Annotated in this window: 20 protein-coding genes; all 20 read left to right on the top strand. The window is 40.7% G+C overall.

The annotated features are described in order from the left end of the window. The first annotated feature begins 64 nt into the window (after nt 1-64). The 20 genes from LC090_RS15465 to LC090_RS15375 all read left to right on the top strand — a co-directional run bounded on the left by LC090_RS15465 (nt 65) and on the right by LC090_RS15375 (nt 18833). Nucleotides 65-586 carry a DUF6141 family protein gene (locus tag LC090_RS15465; protein ID WP_226658923.1) on the top strand — a complete coding sequence of 174 codons (522 nt, stop codon included), beginning with the start codon at nt 65-67 and terminating at the stop codon, nt 584-586. Between the two features lie 302 nt (nt 587-888). Next, entirely contained in the window at nt 889-1584 is a 696-nt protein-coding gene (locus LC090_RS15460; protein ID WP_226658922.1) for a DUF4176 domain-containing protein, read from the top strand. Beyond that, nucleotides 1571-1795, top strand: a complete 225-nt coding sequence (locus tag LC090_RS15455) for a hypothetical protein (RefSeq protein WP_159781778.1) — start codon at nt 1571-1573, stop codon at nt 1793-1795. The genes LC090_RS15460 and LC090_RS15455 overlap by 14 nt, the downstream gene beginning before the upstream one ends. A gap of 15 nt (nt 1796-1810) precedes the next feature. Beyond that, complete coding sequence (locus tag LC090_RS15450; protein ID WP_226658921.1) at nt 1811-2119, top strand: hypothetical protein; 309 nt, start codon at nt 1811-1813, stop codon at nt 2117-2119. Next, nucleotides 2116-4119: a hypothetical protein gene (locus LC090_RS15445; protein WP_226658920.1), complete on the top strand. Its 2004-nt coding sequence runs from the start codon at nt 2116-2118 to the stop codon at nt 4117-4119. Before LC090_RS15450 ends, LC090_RS15445 begins: the two co-directional genes overlap by 4 nt. A gap of 14 nt (nt 4120-4133) precedes the next feature. Beyond that, nucleotides 4134-4388, top strand: a complete 255-nt coding sequence (locus LC090_RS15440; protein ID WP_226658919.1) for a hypothetical protein — start codon at nt 4134-4136, stop codon at nt 4386-4388. Nucleotides 4389-4927: 539 nt separating this feature from the next. After that, a complete protein-coding gene (locus LC090_RS15435) occupies nt 4928-5242 on the top strand; it encodes a DUF5082 domain-containing protein (RefSeq protein WP_224884981.1) in 315 nt (104 codons plus the stop codon). A gap of 130 nt (nt 5243-5372) precedes the next feature. Then, a complete protein-coding gene (locus LC090_RS15430; protein WP_226658918.1) occupies nt 5373-7007 on the top strand; it encodes an AHH domain-containing protein in 1635 nt (544 codons plus the stop codon). A 22-nt stretch (nt 7008-7029) separates the two neighbouring features. After that, the gene (locus LC090_RS15425) at nt 7030-7533 is read left to right on the top strand and encodes an ankyrin repeat domain-containing protein (protein WP_226658917.1); all 504 of its coding nucleotides are present in this window, start codon (nt 7030-7032) and stop codon (nt 7531-7533) included. Between the two features lie 137 nt (nt 7534-7670). Beyond that, nucleotides 7671-8702: an HNH endonuclease gene (locus LC090_RS15420; protein WP_226658916.1), complete on the top strand. Its 1032-nt coding sequence runs from the start codon at nt 7671-7673 to the stop codon at nt 8700-8702. Continuing rightward, on the top strand, nt 8693-9124 hold the full coding sequence (locus tag LC090_RS15415; protein ID WP_226658915.1) for an SMI1/KNR4 family protein: 432 nt from the start codon (nt 8693-8695) through the stop codon (nt 9122-9124). The genes LC090_RS15420 and LC090_RS15415 overlap by 10 nt, the downstream gene beginning before the upstream one ends. 16 nt (nt 9125-9140) lie before the next feature. Beyond that, entirely contained in the window at nt 9141-9590 is a 450-nt protein-coding gene (locus LC090_RS15410) for an SMI1/KNR4 family protein (RefSeq protein ID WP_226658914.1), read from the top strand. A 386-nt stretch (nt 9591-9976) separates the two neighbouring features. Next, the gene (locus LC090_RS22205; RefSeq protein WP_226658913.1) at nt 9977-10495 is read left to right on the top strand and encodes a DNA/RNA non-specific endonuclease; all 519 of its coding nucleotides are present in this window, start codon (nt 9977-9979) and stop codon (nt 10493-10495) included. A 5-nt stretch (nt 10496-10500) separates the two neighbouring features. After that, nucleotides 10501-10968, top strand: a complete 468-nt coding sequence (locus tag LC090_RS15400; protein WP_226658912.1) for a DUF600 domain-containing protein — start codon at nt 10501-10503, stop codon at nt 10966-10968. A gap of 458 nt (nt 10969-11426) precedes the next feature. Then, a complete protein-coding gene (helD, locus tag LC090_RS15395; RefSeq protein ID WP_226658911.1) occupies nt 11427-13784 on the top strand; it encodes an RNA polymerase recycling motor HelD in 2358 nt (785 codons plus the stop codon). A gap of 396 nt (nt 13785-14180) precedes the next feature. Next, entirely contained in the window at nt 14181-14990 is an 810-nt protein-coding gene (gene larE, locus LC090_RS15390; protein WP_226658910.1) for an ATP-dependent sacrificial sulfur transferase LarE, read from the top strand. A 15-nt stretch (nt 14991-15005) separates the two neighbouring features. Beyond that, nucleotides 15006-15773, top strand: a complete 768-nt coding sequence (gene larB, locus LC090_RS15385) for a nickel pincer cofactor biosynthesis protein LarB (protein ID WP_226658909.1) — start codon at nt 15006-15008, stop codon at nt 15771-15773. 12 nt (nt 15774-15785) lie between these two features. Then, nucleotides 15786-16514 carry a nickel pincer cofactor biosynthesis protein LarC gene (gene larC, locus LC090_RS22000; protein ID WP_255648134.1) on the top strand — a complete coding sequence of 243 codons (729 nt, stop codon included), beginning with the start codon at nt 15786-15788 and terminating at the stop codon, nt 16512-16514. 19 nt (nt 16515-16533) lie between these two features. Next, the gene (larC, locus tag LC090_RS21995; RefSeq protein ID WP_255648133.1) at nt 16534-17010 is read left to right on the top strand and encodes a nickel insertion protein; all 477 of its coding nucleotides are present in this window, start codon (nt 16534-16536) and stop codon (nt 17008-17010) included. A gap of 44 nt (nt 17011-17054) precedes the next feature. Continuing rightward, a complete protein-coding gene (locus LC090_RS15375; RefSeq protein ID WP_226658908.1) occupies nt 17055-18833 on the top strand; it encodes a PrpR N-terminal domain-containing protein in 1779 nt (592 codons plus the stop codon). Nucleotides 18834-19027 lie beyond the last annotated feature (194 nt).

The following is a 19027-nucleotide window of genomic DNA, read 5'->3' as shown; positions in this document are numbered from 1 at the left end:
GAGTGATGGAAGAGTATCTGTTCGCTCAGGGTGTCATTTTTAGTATCCGTATAGGGAGGGGCTGATGAAATTGAACCAAGAAATCCACTACAAAGAAGTCCAGCGCCCAAACCAGATCTGGATATGGGCGATTGTGCTAGGCATCGCGATCCTAATGTGGATTGGCTTTTTCCGCCAGGTTTTGATGGGCATTCCGTTTGGAAGTCATCCAGGTACTGATATGGAAGTTATCATTTTATGGATTATTTTCGGGATTGCTTTTCCAATCGTTATGCTCGGATGGCTGCGACTGATTACTGAGGTGAGGGATGATGGGATTTATGTGCGATTTGTCCCATTTCATCTGACACCTCGTGTTTTCTTATATAAGGATATAACGCGTTATGAGAGTTTGAACTACCGTCCACTACGAAGGTTTGGTGGATGGGGAATCCGATGGAATTTCAGCGGTGAGAAGGCTTATTCCATTAGCGGGAAGCATGGCGTTTTGATTGAAGTGAACGGTGAGAAGGTTTTGATTGGATCACGGGAACCGGATCGGTTGGTGGAAGTGATGGATCGGGTGAGTGGAAATAGAAATGACTAGCTACGATTGTGAACAGCATACGAGATTCGCAGAAATAGTCCTTTTCTCCTAAGAGAAAAGGACTATTTTCATGGAATGCGTCGAAAGACATAGAAAAGGAGGGAAAGAGAGGGTATTCTAAGTTTAGAAATTAATGGAAGTTCATTAACAGCAGTACTTAGAAAACCTACTATTCTCCTGAAATTTGAGAAGTGTGAGGAATAGTAGTTTAGATGATTTATTAGTAAACGATAGTGGAGAGCAGCTGTCGTATCAAGGGGGTTATTCTTTCAGAGTAGCCTTGAAAGTGAGGAAAGCCAAATATGAACAACGAATATAAGACGAAGTTAAAAGAGTTAGGGATGAAGAAAATACAACAGCTTTTTGGTGAGACGGCGTTTGCATCAGAGATTCATGAGTTTGCGAATTTGTTTTTGGAAGACGCGTCTATTTTCACCCATTTGCATGATGTTTATAGACATCAACTCGATTCCTTGGAGGTAACGAGTCAAGGTGTTGATATTTTTTATCGTAAGGAACAAGAGCTTCACATGATCTCTTTTTTAGATAAGAGGTTTTCGTTAGACGACGCTTCTTATGTTTCCTTTTTAACTTATTCTATTGATCTCATGCGTGAGGTTTTGCCGTTAGGTACTGTGGTTGAATTGAATCCACGCTATTTTAAACCGGGGGAGCCTGCTTCCGAACCGATTAAAGTGGTGATTACAGGCCGGTTTATTTTTCCGGAAACTTATCATTCTTATTTTCCTTATGCTGGTGTCGTGTATCCATTTGGCGAATTGAACAAGAGGAACACGATCCATTTTACGTATCCATTGATTCAGAAAGTTGTGCATATGGGTTACCAAGATGAAACGGAAGAGTCGTATGACTATCTCATGAAAGAAGAATTGATTCTGGAGAAAGGGATCACGTCGATTGAGTTTTCGGATGAGGACATGAGGAGAATTCAGAATCTAAGTAGTCGAGGGCAGGTGAGCGATCATGCAACTGTATGATTATGACTTTTGCCACAATCTGTTGTACGCAGGATGGGATGGTGGCATTATCAATAATTTAAATGATGCCCGACACGAGATTTTACAAAACTTTGATCAAATGGATTTTGAAAATGCTTCTGCCTACGAGGAGATGAGGGAGATCGTCGAAGGCATGGTCGCTGAAATCGATCAGCTTTTGTCTAAGATTCAATCCGTTCAATTTAAATAGAAGGAGGTTACACCGTTGTCGAGTCAAAAGATTGAATTGAATCTATCTGAGCTGCGATCCGCATTGAATTCGTTGGATTCAAGCATCTCAGAATTTAAAAGTTACACAAAGAATTTCCATGATTCCACTAGAGACGAGTTAAAAAGCTTTAATTCCGATTTCATTGAAGAAGTCGATGCGTTACTAGATAACATGCATAATGGTAGCCAAACGCAGTTGTTGAACAATCTAGATGCGATTTATCAAGCAGGGGACATGCTGTTAGAAAAGATGAAAGAAACGGATGAAAAGATCGGCACGACCATCAGGAGCAACACGGAATGAAGCGGGATCTCAAGATCAATTATGGTATACTGGATGGCATCATAGAACAGCTACATAAGTACAAACATGCCCTCGATACGATGGAGTCGTCCCTAGCTAAAATCAATGAATATGTGAAGCCGAACCAGGGGGAAAGCATTGATGCCTGGGTTTTCACGATCGAAGAATCAAAGGATTACATCCGAGCCTATCATGAACAAATTCAGGATCTCCTGACCTTATTTGAATCCTATGTATCTGATACAAATGCCTACATCACGCCATTAGCGCGACAAGCGATGATGCAGGTGGATCGAAATGATATTTGGATCAATCTGCAACAAATTGAACGTGGGATATCTGGGAATGTCGGAAAAGCCTCGCGCGTCGCAAGCCGGGTTCCCTACAACACCTTCTCGTTCTTTGAAGATCCAACCGAAAGTGAAATCGAAAAAAGCCGAAGCAATGAAGCCAACTTGAATCAAATTCGTCGTGAAATCAATCGGTCTGAAAGCGTCCTTCAACAAAAAATGGACGACCTATGGGGCATTTACAATACTAAAGTGAAGCCATTTGAGAATACGGATGACGACTATTATGGGAAAGCTCAAAAGCTAAAGATGTCCTACACGGGTCTGTTTGAAGGCGTTTGGGACGGTGTAGAAGACCTTTCCTCCGATATTTATGGCTTTGGAAAAGGACTAGTTCTCGGTTTATATGAAATCGGCAAAGGCATCGTCACAGTTGCCGGTGACGCCGGGATCGTATACACCTCCCATCACCTTCCTGATTCCGTGGAACCCGATTTTCTAAAGGAAGCAGCGGATAAACGAGTCGAAGGGTATAGAGCTGCCGCCATGCAGGCGATCAAGGATCCAATGGGTGTCGCTGAATCCATCACACAATCCTTCTCCGATACCTATGAAGAAGAAGGGATCGCCTATGTCGCAGGAAATACCTCCACAGCCTTTATCCCGTATGTCGGCATGGCAGGTAAATCAGCCACCCTCGCCAAAGTCGCTGGAAAGATCCCGAACTCAAACTTAAGCAAGGTGGCTGGAAGCAGCAAAGTAGACGTCGCAGCCATCGTGAAAAAGCATAACGCCTTTGAAGGAATCAAGCGCGGCATGGGTGAATTTGTTCAAGACGTTAGAGGCGGCATGCAGATTGCGGGGAATCCGAATAGGGTGGCTTTTGGGGCGAATGGATCAGTACCGAGTAATGTCGTAAACTCTACCATTGTACGAAAAGAAATGGATGATACGATTAGTAGGATTGTAGGGAGTAAAGATTCAGGTATAACATTCAAGAGTCCTGGAGAATATTTTGACCACATCAATGACATTGGTAAACGAAATGACTTAACGAATGAAGAAAAATTAGCAAAAATTCATGAAGCGTATGATAGATTAGAAGTAAAAGGCGATGTGACGGTTGTCTCTGACACGAAGTATTTGGAACCTGACGGATTTGGTAAGAATGGTCGAATGTTGATGGATTGGCCAGAGAACATGGGATTTGAAGAAGTTTCAATTCAAGCAATTACTAGAGATAATCCTTTACCCGAGAGATGGGATAGAATTGGTGGAAAAGGTGGAGAGAATTTTACTACTTTACCTGATAATGGTGGTCCATATACGTACAATCAACGTGCCATACCCTATCTAGAAAATCCTGAAGCAAGGCACGTAGGGAACTTTCATAATGAATCCTACTTTGAAACTATTGATGCTGTTAAGAATGGAAATCTCGAAGAATTAAACAAGATTGTAGAGGCTAATGGGAGAAAACCAATTTCTAATGCAGAATTTGTTGAAATTCAAGCAGATTATAATCGGTTCCAAGAGAGGATAAGAAAAGTCGTTGTAAATGTAGAAGCTACATATGGAGTAAAAGGCATAGCTGCCCCATGGAGGAGTAGTTCTACAGGTGAGAAGTTAATGAATGGTGGAGCTGAGCAAATAGTAACACCACTGAATGGGGAAACTTTAGAAATTTTTGGAGTTATACCTGAATATTAGGAGGAGATTTAATTATGACAAAACAAGAGTTTTTAAAAAGATGTAAGATAGAAAACCTGAATATTGGTGATGAATATATGATAGTACTAGATGGAATAACAGATGAACCATTTGTATTAGGGTGTGTTTATGATCAAGGAGAATGGAAAATTTATAAAACTGGTGAACGCGATGGTCACTACATTATTAAAGCATATACTAATGAAAATGAAGCGTTTGATTTTTTTTATGAGTTAGTATTAAGTAAACATAACAGACGTAACAATTAAAATCACATTAGAGTCTTTAATAGAAGGAGGAAACTTTATATTTACCAGCTTCTAGAATTATACAAAATGATAGATTTATGTCTCTAGGAACCACAAATTTAATCTTCTTAATTTTACCAATCAATTTCATAATTATTAGCAACTAATCGCCGGCTGAATGCCGGCTTTATTTTTTTACAACTTAAACTACTGTTTCTGATACGAATGCTTACATCACGCCATTAGCGAGACAAGCGATGATGCAAGTGGATCGAAATGGGACAGAGGGACAGGTTTCTTGTCCCACCCATAAGTCAAAAAGCGACGACGTTTGTAAGAGTTACTAACTTGCCAGCTACTTTACTTCTGTTTGCAAGAAAAATTACTACGATTCGCTTTATGCCCTTTGGTTTATTAGAGCATTGTTGGGACGATGTACCTGTCCCTGTGTCCCCGAGAGCGATCATTCCCTGCTCGACAATACAGCGGCTATACCTAACCAGACGTACACATAGACTTCATTTGTGGTGAAACGAGGTTTGGTCGAAAAGGAGGTTGCGGTGCTAAACGAACTAGAAGAATTTAAACGTTATTTAGAGCGTATGAAGTATCGGGCAGAAGCCGAGGCGTTGGAAGCGTATCTAGGAAAGGTAAGGGAAGCTAGATTTGATATCGATGATAGTAAACGAGTCTTTGATCACCATCATTCGACTTACTCGTCGAATTGGGTTGGAGAGGCACGTGAAGCTTATGAATCGCTTATCGGAGAACTCGAACAAGCCTCTCAAAGTGTGTATGCGGTTCATGAGGAACTGACCTCTGCGATTAACGAAGAAATCGACCGACTTCTTCAGAAAGCGGAGGGCTTGAAGTGACGAGAATAGCAATTAAACCAGAACAATTAAACCAGAACAATTAGACCAGCTAGCAAGCGGCATACAGGATGCCGAGCGAAAAGCAGATGAAGCGATTAGCGATTTTAAATGGAATTATCAATCTTTTCTAATGAACATCACAGGCGCGAACACCGGTAAGATTGATGCTCTTCAAGCGGAGTTACAGTATGAAATGCGCAAATACCGGGACAAGCTCCATGACCTGCAGGCGGCAGTGAAATTAACTGAGAGAAAAATGACGGAAGAAGATCACTCGCTTTCGGCAAAGTTTGGCCTTATGGCATTAAAATTTAGTGGTTTAAACAAGCTGTTTCAGAATTATGATCCTATCACGGGAGAAGCATTAAGCTGGAGTGAACGGCTTTTTGGAAAAAATCCACTGACGGCTTCATCCAGTAGTGCATTTGGAGAGATGTTTCCAGACCTGCAATATACCTTAAACCCACAGGTGATTCAGAGTAGGATGAAACAGACGTATGAAAGTGTCGTGCTTGATCCTTTATCGAAAACGACGGCTTATCTAGACGAGGTACGCCAGGATGTGTCGCATAGTGTGGTTAGGTACTCAAACTATGTGGATCGCTGGTGGGGAGAGACGCAACAGAAGGTTGATGATGCGCGGAATACGGCACGGAGCTTTTTAGGTGATATAGTAAAGGGTGTGCAGGTTGGTAGCGGGAATGCAGTGGAAGATATGATTGAGGGATTTAAGGATCTCAACGCATTAGCTGAAAAAGCATTTGGACCGAATCTTGCATTATACCGCGATGAGGAAGATCTCCCTGAATTACTATTTAAAAGCTTAGAAACGATAAACTTCTATAAAAACATTTTTGGTGATCCTAAAGGCAATGTTCAGAAGGTGTTGGATGTACCGAAATACATGTGGCAAGGGTTTAAAGAAGCATGGGATCGAGACTTTGTGAACGGCGACGCCGAAAGTCGAACGGCATTCATTACTTACGGTCTAACATCATTAGGAATTGGAGCAATAGGAGATAAAGGTCTCGGCAAAATCGGAACAACCGCAAAAACGATCGACGATGTTGCGGATGCTGCGAAGAGTGTTAAGGTTGAAGGGAAGGGTGCTCAACCGGCGTTAGCTGGAGCGGGTGCTGGGGGAGCTTCTAGAGGTGGCGCTCCTTATAATGTTTGGAATGATCCGGTTTCTCGGATTAAGACTGAGATTGATCGGGTTTATGGTGGGAAAGGTACTAAAAATAAAGCACTTACAGTAAATGATTATCTTGATGAAATAGTCGTATCTGGTAAGGTCGATGCTACTAAACTGAATAAACTTAAAAATGCAATTCAAAAGAATACATTTAGTGTAGAAGAACTAGCTGAGATCAGAGAGAAGATGAATAAATTAGGCATCACTAAAGAATACAATCAAGTGTTAATAAAGATTGATTTTGGTAAGTACCTAAGGGGACTAATAGGTGATCCCCCTAATGGAATGATTAACCCACATGCCCATCATATTCTTTTTAAAAAAGGCCTTGGCGAGAAGCAACAGAAGCTTGTGCAAGAAGGCCAAGAAATATTAGATAGTTATGGAATAGATCCGATAATTGGCAAAGAAAATCTAATCTGGGCACCGAATGCTGTAGTAGGACAACATAGTATTGATGCTCTAGAGGAAGTTGTGAATAGGTTAAGAGCTGTCGAGGAAATGGGCGGGGACTTAGATGATATCGTAGAAGCACTTGAAGATTTAGGAGAGGTCGCTAGTACAAGATAATAGAGTTATAGGAGGTCTTGGTGTGGATGAAAAAATGTTAAATAAAAGGATAAGAAATGCTATTAAGAATGGTGATCTTCATGAAGTAAGACATTTAATAGGGCGTAACCCTCGATCGTTACTTACAATAACACCATTTGGTACGTGGTTACATGTTGCATCAAAGAAAGGGCATTTAGAAATAGTCAAATATCTGGTTCACGAAGGAATTGATGTTAATACAAAAGGTGATATATTTGATGCTTCTCCCTTAAGGTTGGCTGCAGGAGCGGGACATGTGGAGATAGTAAAGTATTTAATAAAAGAAGGCGCAGAACTAGATGTGACCTTAGCGAAACGAAATCCATTATTTGGAGCAATTTATGGAGGGCATAAAGAAATAGTTGAGCTTTTAGTTGAAGAAGGGATCGATATTTCAATTAAATACACTGGGGAAAACATGAAAGATATGAACGCATATGAATATGCGAGAGAATTTGGACAAACAGAAATCGCTGATTATTTGAAGAATAAGATGAATAACTAATCTAGGCTCTTCTTCCAAATAATTTTTGACGTAAGGTTGTCATTTATTAAATAATAATTTGAAGGGAGCGTTATTCATTTGAATATCGCTCCCTTCATTAATGAGATGGAATCGATAGAACCGTCCCGACGATTCCGATGGGCGTCGCTGAAGCGATCACACAATCCTTCTCCGATACCTATGAAGACGAAGGAGTCGCCTATGTCGCAGGAAATGTCTCCACAGCCTTTATCCCGTATGTCGGCATGGCAGGAAAATCAGCCAGCCTCGCCAAAGTCGCAGGAAAGATCCCGAACTCAAACTTAAGCAAGGTAGCTGGAAGCAGCAAAGTAGACGTCGCAGCCATCGTGAAAAAGCATAACGCCTTTGAAGGAATCAAGCGCGGCATGGGTGAATTTGTCCAAGACGTTAAAGGCGGCATGCAGGTTGCGGGGGATTCGAATAGGGTGGCTTTTGGGGCTAATGGGATTGCAGGGAATTCGCTTGGGAGAGTCGAGGATGTAGCGGAGAGTGGAGTCGCTTCGGTTATTAGGAGTGGCGGTCCGAATCATGTGGTAGATGATTCGATCATGCGGATTAAGACTGAGGTTGAGCGGGTAGATGGTGGTAAGGAAAGTCCGCCTAATAAATCTATAAATAAACAGATATATGAAAAAGAAATGGTTAAAGCTTTAAAAGAACAACCACTCTATAACAGGAAGCCAAACAAACCAAGAAACTTTACAAGTAAAATTCGAAATGAGGATGGGAGCACAACTTATACTTTTACTTCTACAAAAAATGGTGAAGAATATGCTGTGACTTACGATAAAACAGGTTTTCCTATTTTTAATTCGAAATATGAAGTTACCTTAGAAGAAAAATTGTACTTAGAGACAGATGCAGTTCAATTTAATTATGCATCTAAGCAACTTTACAAAGAAATTAATAGGAATCCGGAGTTAGCAAATCAGTTTAATAGTCAAGAAATAAATATACTAGAAGCTGGGAGAGTGCCACAAAATTTAACGTGGCATCATCATCAAATACCAGGCAAAATGCAAATTGTGGATTACTTTGAACACCAGTCAGCAAGTCATACTGGAGGAAGAGCTATTTGGGGTGGCGGTGAGGCTGGTCGAAGAGGAGAAATTAAAAAGAAGATTTTGGAGAGGATTAAATGGGAATAGATAGTTGGTTGTTTGTAGATGAAAAATTAAATGATAGTAAAATTAATGAAATTGAAAAATCGTTCGGTATTAAATTTCCATCTGATTACAGAAAATGTATAATAAATAATAATGGTGGCTTTCCAGAACCAAATATTTTTGATTGTGATGATGGAAGAATCGAAGTTGTATTTAATAATTTGATTAGTTTTACGAATAAAGATTTAAATATAAAAATGTATGAAGAATTTTCTTCGAAAAAACTGTTTCCATTTGCTAGAGATCCATTTGGAAATTTAATATGTTTTGATTATCGTGACAACCAAATATTTCCTGAAGTTGTTTTCTATAATTATGATGAATTAGATGGTTCAGTAACTAATACGATTTGTAAGTCGTTTACAGATTTGTTAGAGAGATTATATTCTTTAAACGAAATATAAAATAGGAGGTGAAAAAGTGAATATTAAATATGAGTATTCGTATAATAATTTGAGTGTTACAGACATCGAACTATTTGAAAGTGAATACGATATCAATTTACCTTCTGCCTATAAATCATTTTTATTGTTTAATAATGGTGGTAAACCAAAAAATAGAAGGTTTAAAACCTCTGATGGAAAAATTACATCCTCTGTTATGTTGTTTCTTCCAATTTCTAAAGAAGAGGATTTGAATTTAGGGCTATTCTTTGAGAAATATAATCACAGCGAAATTCTCCCTTCTAATCTTATACCAATTGGAATTGACCCTGCTGATAGTTTAATTTGTCTTGACATTTATGGAGAAGATAAAATTTTCTTTTGCGATATGGATTACTTTGAAGAAGATAATGAATTAAAGGATGAGTATATCCTATTAGTTTCGAAGCATTTCTCTGATTTTATTAATTCTTTACAAGAAACTTGAACTTAAGTGAAAGAAAGACAAGGATACAGGTTCATTGTCCCTGGGAACCACGAATTAAACTCCTCAGTTTTAAGGATAAATAAGCAACTATTCGCCGGCTGTATGCCGGCTTTATTTTTTTCTCACATCCCAAACTACTTGATCAAAAATCAGAGGATTATATCAGAGCTTATCATGAACAAATCCAGAATCTCCTAACCTTATTTGAATCCTATGTATCTGAAACAAATGCCTACATCACGCCATTAGCGCGACAAGCGATGATGCAAGTGGATCGAAATGATATCTGGTTCAACCTGCAGTTGAGAATACGGATGACGACTATTATGGGAAGGCTAAAAAGCTAAAAATGTCCTACACGGGTGTGTTTGAAGGCGTTTGGGACGGTGCCGAAGACCTTTCCTCCGATATTTATGACTTTGGAAAAGGGCTCTTTCTCGGTTTATATGAAATCGGCAAAGGCGTTGTCACAAATAGAACGTGGCATATCTGGGAATGTAGGAAAGGCATCGCGCGTCGCAAGCCGGGTACCTTACAACACCTTGTCGTTCTTTGAAGATCCAACCGAAAGTGAAATCGAAAAAAGCCGAAGCAATGAAGCCAACCTGAACACTATTCGTCGTGAAATCAATCGGTCAGAAAGCGTCCTTCAGCAAAAAATGGACGAACTGTGGGACATTTACAATACTAAAGTGAAGCCGTTAGTTAGTCAGTCTAGTAATGTTAATTTGAACAAGTATAAAACACTAGAAAATAAGTGGGTAACGGCCATACAAGAGGGTAAAAAAGGTTCTGTAAATGTTAAAATCGATTATGAAAATGATGGATTAAGACCCATTAGCTTCGAAATAAAGTATGTGATAGATGGCGCTATAAAGAAAGTGAAATTATCAACCTCGAGGTGATTCATATGAGTAAAGTATTTGAAGATTATTTTTCTGAATTACATGCAGATATGGTAGCGGTATGCCTAGAATATGTGGAGAATCAAGCTGAAGAAATTTTTATCTATTGTTCGTATGAACCTGAAATGTATGCATTTGATGTATTTTATAAAATAAATGGAGAGTATTTACAAAAGCATGAATTAAATAAGGGAGATAATACAACTGTAACTAAGGTGAGAAAATATGATACTTCTGAGAACAGACAAGAAATGGTTTTGGATATTGGATTAAAAAATTTAGAAGAAATTCATCAGAAGTGCAAAGTGTATGATAGAGAAATGCCAAGTGAAATGAAAGTATATTATAATGTAAAAAATAATAGTTTAAAAGGAAAGTATAAATATGATTTAATATATTCGAATAGAGATGATATCTTGCCCGATGATATTTTTGAATCATGGTTGGAAGAAGTAAAGTATAGTAATTATTAAATTTTAGTCAGTGTATAGCTCGTACTGTTCTTATGTACTATTACTGAAAAATAGTTAAAAGAGACTAAGACATAACAGGGACATAGAGACAGGTTCTGCCTTACTTCAACCTCCGATTACATTCTTTAGCTTTCAACAGAAATTAAGTACAATTATGAGCAACTATTGGTCGGTTAAATGCCGACTTATGCGTGTCCCTTTCCCTTTTTGCATCATGAGAACCGTCCCCATGATGCCCCCGCCGCGATTCTCCCTATCAAAAAAAGCGATGTTCACGCAAATCCGTAAACACCGCTCTTTCCTATGTAAAAAAACATTGTCGTTCAACCGATCTTATGGTAAATTTATATAGATGCGCGCATACAAATATAAATTTACTCATATTACCCTATCTTAATTATACAATGCGCGCGATTCGTTTGTCAATCCTTTTATCCATTATTTAAAGGAGTGTTTGCATGGATTCGAAACTGCTGCAGGAAAAGAAGCGATTGGACAGTGTCATGGACACGATTCAAGAAGAAGTTGAACGATTAGAAGATGAAACCTCTAGACGAAAAAATGAAGTGGTTCATATTCGCAAACACTTTTGGGATGAAGTGAAAGTGAATACGGATACCTTCGATGATTATCTGGAGACCATCATTGGATTAAGGCAAGAGGCTCAAGCCCTTTCGGTTAGTCAGAGCTCTCATAGGCATGCGTCCAAACGCTTATCCACGCTGCGTCGCATGGAGGAGGTTCCTTATTTCGGCCGGATTGATTTTAAAGAAGAAGGGTCATCCGATCAGGAAGAAATCTATATTGGCATTAGCTCATTAAGGGATGCGAGCGGCGATAACTTCCTGATCTACGATTGGAGAGCGCCGGTCTCAAGCGTCTATTATGACTATCCGCCAGGTCCTGCGACGTATGATACACCAGGAGGCGAAGTTCAGGGAACCCTTGAGAAGAAGTGGCAATATTTGATCCGTGGTGGCGTTTTGCAGTCTATGTTCGATACAAGTCTTACGATTGGCGATGAGATTCTACAGGAGGTTTTGGGCAGAGGCACAGATAAACAGATGCATAACATCGTCGCTACCATTCAGCAGGATCAAAACCGCATCATCCGTCATGATCGTGGAAAGCTTTTGATTGTTCACGGGGCGGCAGGGAGTGGCAAGACTTCAGCCGCGCTACAGCGGATTGCGTATTTATTATACAGAGATCGGGATCATCTCAATGCTGAGCAAATTATCTTGTTTTCACCGAACACGATGTTTAACAGCTATGTGTCCAATGTGCTCCCAGAGCTTGGTGAGGAAAATATGCAGCAGGTGACTTTTCAGGAATACTTGAACCATCAGCTTAGTGAAGAGTTTGACGTTGAGAATCCGTATGAGCAGCTGGAATATGTGTTAACGGCAGCTGATACACCATCTTACAAGGCGAGAATCGCGGGGATTAAATGGAAAACGTCGACTCGTTTTTTTGAAGCGATCAATGCCTATTTAGAGTCCTTGAAGCAGTCTGGGATGCGATTTCATGACGTGACCTTCAAAGGAACACCGATTGTTTCTGTGCAGCAGATGGTAGACAGATTTTATCGTGATGATACTTCACTCCGTTTTCCTAATCGACTTGAAAAGCTGAAGGAGTGGATTCTGAAGCAAATCAATGAGTTTGAGAAAGCGGAATGGAATCAGCAGTGGGTGCAGGAGAAGATCGAGTTGCTTAGCAACGAGGAGTACCATAGCATGCAAGCTTATCTCGCGAAAAAGCACGGCATTGAAGGAGAAGCAATTTATGAATATGAGGTGGAGCCAAAAGAATTAGCTCGCTTAATCGTCCGGAAAATGCTGAATCCGTTGCGAAAGAAAATCAAAGAATTGCGTTTCGTTGATTTTAATGAAATCTACAAGCAGCTGTTTAATGATCCGATGCAGATGAAGAGGCTAAAAATGGATGTACCGGCGGAATGGACAGCGATTTGTCAGGCGACGATCCAAGCGGTGGATGAAGGTCGCCTGCGTTATGAAGATGCGACGCCGTTTTTATATGTGAAAGAGCAGATTCAGGGCTTTCAGACAAACAGTTCCATTAAGCATATCGTGGTTGATGAGGCGCAGGATTACTCGGCTTTTCAATTTGAGTTTCTAAAGCGTCTGTTTCCATCAGCCAAAATGACGGTTCTTGGGGACTTCAATCAAGCGATCTTTGCCCATGCGAGTGAAATGGTCGATTTTCACTCACTAACGGACTTATATGGAGCGGATAAAACGGAAGTCATCAACATCGCGCGAAGCTACCGTTCCACTAAGCCAATCATTGAATTTACGAGACGGCTCGTGCCTAATGGGGATAAGATCATCCCTTTTGATCGAGATGGAACAATTCCCGAGCTGAAACAAGTGGAGGATGACGCAGAGCTACACAGTAGCATTTCTTCAAAAGTGGCGGAATACCGAGGTCAGGGGTTAAACAGTATTGCGATCATCTGCAAATCAGCGGAAGAAAGTTCCCGTGCTTATGCTGGTTTGTCGGGGATTGATGGTATCAAGCTCTTGAAAAGCAGCTCGACTGAATATGAACAGGGTGTGGTTGTCATCCCGTCGTATTTATCCAAGGGAATTGAGTTTGATGCAGTCATTATTTATGATGCGTCTGAGCGTGTCTATGGGGATGAAAGCCTGCGAAGGGTATTTTATACCGCATGTACGAGAGCGATGCATGTTTTGCAGCTGTATAGTGTGGGAGAGCCGAGTCGGTTGGTTCGGGAGCGCATCGCGGGCGCATCCCTGGTGCATCGTGGGGACGGTTCTCATGATGCATAGTCGTTAGGAAAAACAGATTGTGTTGAGATTTGACTTGATCCATTCTCTTAAGTGACCCTGCCTGGCAATGGCAGGGTCACTTTGGGTTGTGTTGGACGGTTGGTCTTATCTTAACCCGTTCAGTTGAATCAGTAGAACCGTCCCTGCGATTCCCTCAGCGATTCCCCGATTCGCCAGCGATTCTGCGATTTCCCTCTTTTCCTTTGGAACAAACTGTATTATAATGAATGTGTTGCAAATTGCAAAATATCTGTGGAAGATGTTTAGAAGTGGTTCATTTCAACAGATTTATTTTGCAACATTTTTTATAGGTAGTTGAAAACGGTTACAACTTTTTGGTGATGCAAATGCGTTTTAAATGAAATAAATACAACCTACATAAGGAGTGAAATTCTCATGTTGAGCGATAAATATCAAAAGTTGCAAGAGATATTACAAGAGATGGAAAGCATTGTCGTGGCGTTTTCTGGGGGAGTAGACAGTACTTTATTGTTGAAAGTTGCCATCGATGTGCTAGGTAAAGAAAATGTGCTCGCGGTTACGGCTGATTCAGAAACGTATCCGAGCAGTGAATTAGAGGAAGCGAAACAGCTCGCGTCATTAATTGGTGCGCATCATCAGGTGATTGAGACGTCTGAGCTTGCGATTCCGGGGTATACGCAGAATGATGAAAATCGCTGTTACTTTTGCAAAAATGGATTGTTTGAAGAGGTTGTTCCGATTATGCGGGAGAAAGGGTTTCAAAATGTCGTGTATGGCTTAATTGCCGACGATATGGGCGAGCACCGACCAGGAGTCCGCGCAGCAATCGAGCACGATGTGCGGGGGCCGCTGCAAGAGGCGGACCTTTACAAGGATGAAATTCGTACCCTTTCAAAAGAATTAAATCTGCCAACCTGGGAAAAGCCTTCGTTTGCTTGTTTGTCTTCACGCATTGCATATGGCGAGGAAATTACTCAGGAGAAGTTAACGAAGGTTGATAAATCAGAAGCTTACTTAAAGAGTCTTCGCATTCGACAGGTTCGTGTTCGAACGCATGGGGATATGGCTCGGATTGAGGTTGAACCTCAAGACATGCAGCTAGTGATGGCTAATCATCGAAGCATATCGAAGAAGCTACAATCGTTTGGCTATCAATACGTGACCATCGATCTTGATGGGTATAAGAGTGGAAGCATGAACAAAGTTTTGGAAGAAAGCAATTAAGAGGAGGCGTACAGCATGGGAGCAACAAACTTAGATGACGTTCTAAATCAAGTGAAAGAAGGAAAGATGGATATAAAGGAAGCGAAGACGCTGCTTTCTTCCTTTGAGGATATTGGATTTGCGAAAGTGGATCACCAGCGCGAAGACCGGACTGGTTTTCCTGAAGTGATCTTTGGTGAAGGAAAAACAGTAGAACAAATGATTGATATTATCGCGTCTCTAAAGAAAAACACGAACCGAGTACTCGCAACAAGGATTTCAGAGGAAAAAGCAGAAGAGGTGATGAAGGTCGTAGCGGATCTCGACTACAATAAGTCTGCTCGCACTTTATTCTGGAGACATCCCGATGAACCGGCTCTTCTCTATAATGGCTATATTGCCGTGTTGTGTGCTGGTACTTCAGATCTTCCTGTAGCTGAAGAAGCAGCCGTAACAGCAGAAGCATTCGGGGCTTCGGTGAAACGCATGTATGATGTTGGTGTGGCGGGCATTCATCGACTATTTCATCACCTTGAAGATATCGAAAATGCGACGGTCGCGATTACGGTCGCGGGGATGGAAGGCGCCCTCACAAGTGTTGTTGGTGGGTTGATTAGTAATCCAATTGTAGCGGTGCCGACGAGCATTGGGTATGGCGCGAATTTTCAAGGAGTTTCTTCATTGCTATCCATGCTTAATGCATGTTCACCAGGGATTAGTGTGATGAATATCGACAACGGGTTTGGTGCCGGTTATTACGCAACATTGATTCATAAAAATCATCGAAATACGATACTAGATTAGAGGATGAATGACATGAGAACATTGTATCTTGATTGCTTTTCTGGAATTAGTGGGGATATGACAATTGGAGCGCTACTTGATCTTGGTGGAGATTTAGCGCTTCTTGAAAAGGAAATTGCGAAATTAGAGATCGAATCGGAATACAAGCTAGAATCGTATAAAGTAGTGAAAAAGGGCGTTTCTGCTACAAAGTTTGATGTGATCCTAACCGAGCATGAAGGAGGACATCACCACCGCCATTATTCTGATATTGTGACGATGATCAACAAAGCGGAATTAAATGAAAATGTGACGGCGATGGCGCTTTCCATATTTGAAAAAATAGGGAGAGCGGAAGCCAAAATACATAACATGGCGTTTGAGAAGGTTCACTTTCACGAGGTTGGCGCAGTCGACTCGATCGTCGACATTGTTGGAGCGAGTATTTTAATTGATTCATTGGATATCTCAAAAATCGTTTCCTCTCCGGTTCCAGTAGGCAATGGAAAAATCCGCATTGCTCACGGCTTGTATCCTGTACCTGCACCGGCAACTTTAGAGTTGTTAAAAGGTATACCGATTCAACGTACAGAAATCAAAGGGGAATTAACAACACCAACAGGCGGAGGAATTTTAGCAGCCCTTGTGAATGAATATGGACCAATGCCTTCTTTTACAATTGAAGCTATCGGTTATGGTGCAGGAACGAAGGATTTCCCGGATCATCCGAACGTCCTTCGGGCCTTGCTCGGCAGTCATTAAAGGAAAGGGGTGAGAGTGGATGTCGCAACGATTTGCACATGGGGAAGAGCATCTTGATCATGGGATGATCAAGGTTGAGGTTAATCTTGATGACATGCCTGGTGAGTGGCTAGGGTATGTGATGGAGAAGTTGTTTGATTGTGGGGCGAATGATGTCTTCTATTCTTCTATTTATATGAAGAAAAATCGTCCTGGCGTGTTGCTTCAGCTCTTATGTGATCGAACGAACTTGGATGAGATTAAGAGTGTTTTGTTCAGAGAGACAACAACGCTTGGTATTCGCCATTTCCCGATATCTGTCCACCGCCTAGCGAGAAAATTCTACCAAGTGGAAACCGTATGGGGAAGTGTAACGGTGAAACAGGGGATTCACGAGGGAAAAGTTGTTGAGAATGCTCCTGAATACGAAGATTGTCGGGAGATTGCTGAGAAACATCATGTTCCAATAAAAGAAGTCTACAAAATTGTGTGGGAAAAAATACTGGATCACAAGTAATATCTCCTTCTAACACAGTTATTTAGGGCAGGAGGTAAATAGAGATGATAAAAGCACTCGTTATTGCGCCTTATGAAGGGTTAATCGAGATCATGCGAGAAATCGCAGAAGAAGTCACTGATTTTGAGCTACATACGGAAATGGGTAACTTGTATGAAGGGGTTGAGATTGCCCAAAGATCGAAGGCAGATGGCTATGATATGATCATTAGTCGCGGGGGGACGGCCTCATTGGTGCAGGAGGTAGTATCCATTCCGGTGATTGATATTCAGGTTTCCGGTTATGATATTCTTCGTCTCTTAACGCTGGTCAAAGGGTTTTCTGGTAAGGCAGCGATTGTGGGGTTTCCGAATATTTCTCAAGGAGCTGCTACAATCTGTAACTTATTGGATTTGGACATTAATACAATGACCATCCAGAAAGATGTTGAAGTGGAGGATCGCTTAAAGAGTTTAAAAAATGATGGATACGAAGTTGTTATTGGGGACGTTGTCACTGTTGAAGCAGCGAAGCAGTTAGGCATGAATGGGGTGCTAATCACCTCGGGGAAAGAAGCGGTTATGGAGTCATTGGATGAAGCGAGGAGAGTGTATCAGCTATTCTCAAAATTGCACGAAGAAATTTTAGTTTATCAATCCATCATTGACGCTGAGGAGAGATTGATTGGCGTTGTGTCTGATGACGGAAAGGTGATTTGTGCAAACAAACAATTTCACGCCGCATTCGCTCATGAAATGATTGAAAACTCTCCTGAGTTGAAAGAAATCATGGAGGCTACTTTCAAAACTAAAACAACTCAAACGAAAATGCTTACCCTTCATAACCAGTTATGGAATGTAAGTTCACAATTTAATGAAGAACATCTTATATTATTTCTCGAGAAAGCTTTCCCAAATCAAACCACTGTTCAGAAGGAAGATGGTGAGCGATACGCCGTTGAAGTGCAAACGACTATCCCTCATGTGCTGATGACCGGAAAAAGCAAACCAATGCAAGAAGTGTTGAAACAAGTGGAGAAGTACAGTAGAATGACTGAACCCTTATGGATTATTGGGGAAACCGGTAATGGAAAAGATACAGTTGCTCAATCGATCTACTTGAAAAGCAAGAAAAACAACGAACCGTTTATTACCATTCATTGTGAGTTAATGAAAGAGGGGCAGTTAAAAGAGTTGCTTCAAGAGAATTTTTTTAAGGATCATGCCAATGGAATTGTTTATTTAAAGCGTATCGATCGGTTAGACGCCTATTCACAAAAAGAGTTGTATCATTACTTTCATGCCAACAAAGGAAAGTTGCCTCGGCTGATTGTGTCGTCGGCTGATGAGTTCACTATCGATGAACGTCATGCTACAATCGATCACGAGCTGTTTACCCTTTTAGGCAGGTTAATTATCTATCTACCGCCTCTTAGAGAACGTGTGGAAGACATTGAGAATTTAATTCCAGTCTTTATTTCGGAATTTCATTCGAAGTACAGCAAACAAATTGTTGGGGTGAGGCCGGAAGCGATGCAAGAACTGGTTGAATATGATTGGCCGCGTAATGTCGATCAGCTGAAGCAAGTGATTGAACAGCTCGTTTTACATTCGAACTCCTATTATTTAGAACAGGAAGAAGTCTCTTCGGTCATTTCGCTATTAAAACAACGTCAAGAAGAGGAAGAATCTGAACGAAATCAAATGGAAATAAGCGGGACATTAAAAGACATTGAAAAGCGAGTCATTACTCAAGTGCTTGAAGAAGAAGAGATGAATCAATCGAAAGCAGCAAAACGACTCGGTATCAATCGATCAACGTTATGGCGCAAGCTTAAATTATAGGCTTGCGTCTTTTTTGTGCTCGATTCTTGGTATACAGTGGTGTTTTTTTAAAAGAAACCTCCAGTTGTTTCAAAATGCAACATATTATTGTTGCAACATGCAACTAATTTCGTATTAAGTAGAAAAGTTTAAAAATAGTATTGTTATATGCAACATATTCGTATACTATAATAAATGTAAGCGTTTTAAAACGT

This window comes from Guptibacillus hwajinpoensis (assembly GCF_020524165.1).
Lineage (GTDB): Bacteria > Bacillota > Bacilli > Bacillales > Guptibacillaceae > Guptibacillus > Guptibacillus hwajinpoensis_D.
The sequence above is the reverse complement of the archived record's forward strand: the minus strand, read 5'-3'. Positions and strand labels throughout refer to the sequence as shown.

What these genes read in the sequence shown, in the direction of transcription:
- LC090_RS15465 (WP_226658923.1), top strand. Translation starts at nt 65, where the DNA reads ATGAAATTGAACCAAGAAATCCACTACAAAGAAGTCCAGCGCCCAAAC.
- LC090_RS15460 (WP_226658922.1), top strand. Translation starts at nt 889, where the DNA reads ATGAACAACGAATATAAGACGAAGTTAAAAGAGTTAGGGATGAAGAAA.
- LC090_RS15455 (WP_159781778.1), top strand. Translation starts at nt 1,571, where the DNA reads ATGCAACTGTATGATTATGACTTTTGCCACAATCTGTTGTACGCAGGA.
- LC090_RS15445 (WP_226658920.1), top strand. Translation starts at nt 2,116, where the DNA reads ATGAAGCGGGATCTCAAGATCAATTATGGTATACTGGATGGCATCATA.
- LC090_RS15440 (WP_226658919.1), top strand. Translation starts at nt 4,134, where the DNA reads ATGACAAAACAAGAGTTTTTAAAAAGATGTAAGATAGAAAACCTGAAT.
- LC090_RS15430 (WP_226658918.1), top strand. Translation starts at nt 5,373, where the DNA reads ATGAACATCACAGGCGCGAACACCGGTAAGATTGATGCTCTTCAAGCG.
- LC090_RS15420 (WP_226658916.1), top strand. Translation starts at nt 7,671, where the DNA reads ATGGGCGTCGCTGAAGCGATCACACAATCCTTCTCCGATACCTATGAA.
- LC090_RS15415 (WP_226658915.1), top strand. Translation starts at nt 8,693, where the DNA reads ATGGGAATAGATAGTTGGTTGTTTGTAGATGAAAAATTAAATGATAGT.
- LC090_RS15400 (WP_226658912.1), top strand. Translation starts at nt 10,501, where the DNA reads ATGAGTAAAGTATTTGAAGATTATTTTTCTGAATTACATGCAGATATG.
- helD (WP_226658911.1), top strand. Translation starts at nt 11,427, where the DNA reads ATGGATTCGAAACTGCTGCAGGAAAAGAAGCGATTGGACAGTGTCATG.
- larE (WP_226658910.1), top strand. Translation starts at nt 14,181, where the DNA reads ATGTTGAGCGATAAATATCAAAAGTTGCAAGAGATATTACAAGAGATG.
- larB (WP_226658909.1), top strand. Translation starts at nt 15,006, where the DNA reads ATGGGAGCAACAAACTTAGATGACGTTCTAAATCAAGTGAAAGAAGGA.
- larC (WP_255648134.1), top strand. Translation starts at nt 15,786, where the DNA reads ATGAGAACATTGTATCTTGATTGCTTTTCTGGAATTAGTGGGGATATG.
- larC (WP_255648133.1), top strand. Translation starts at nt 16,534, where the DNA reads ATGTCGCAACGATTTGCACATGGGGAAGAGCATCTTGATCATGGGATG.
- LC090_RS15375 (WP_226658908.1), top strand. Translation starts at nt 17,055, where the DNA reads ATGATAAAAGCACTCGTTATTGCGCCTTATGAAGGGTTAATCGAGATC.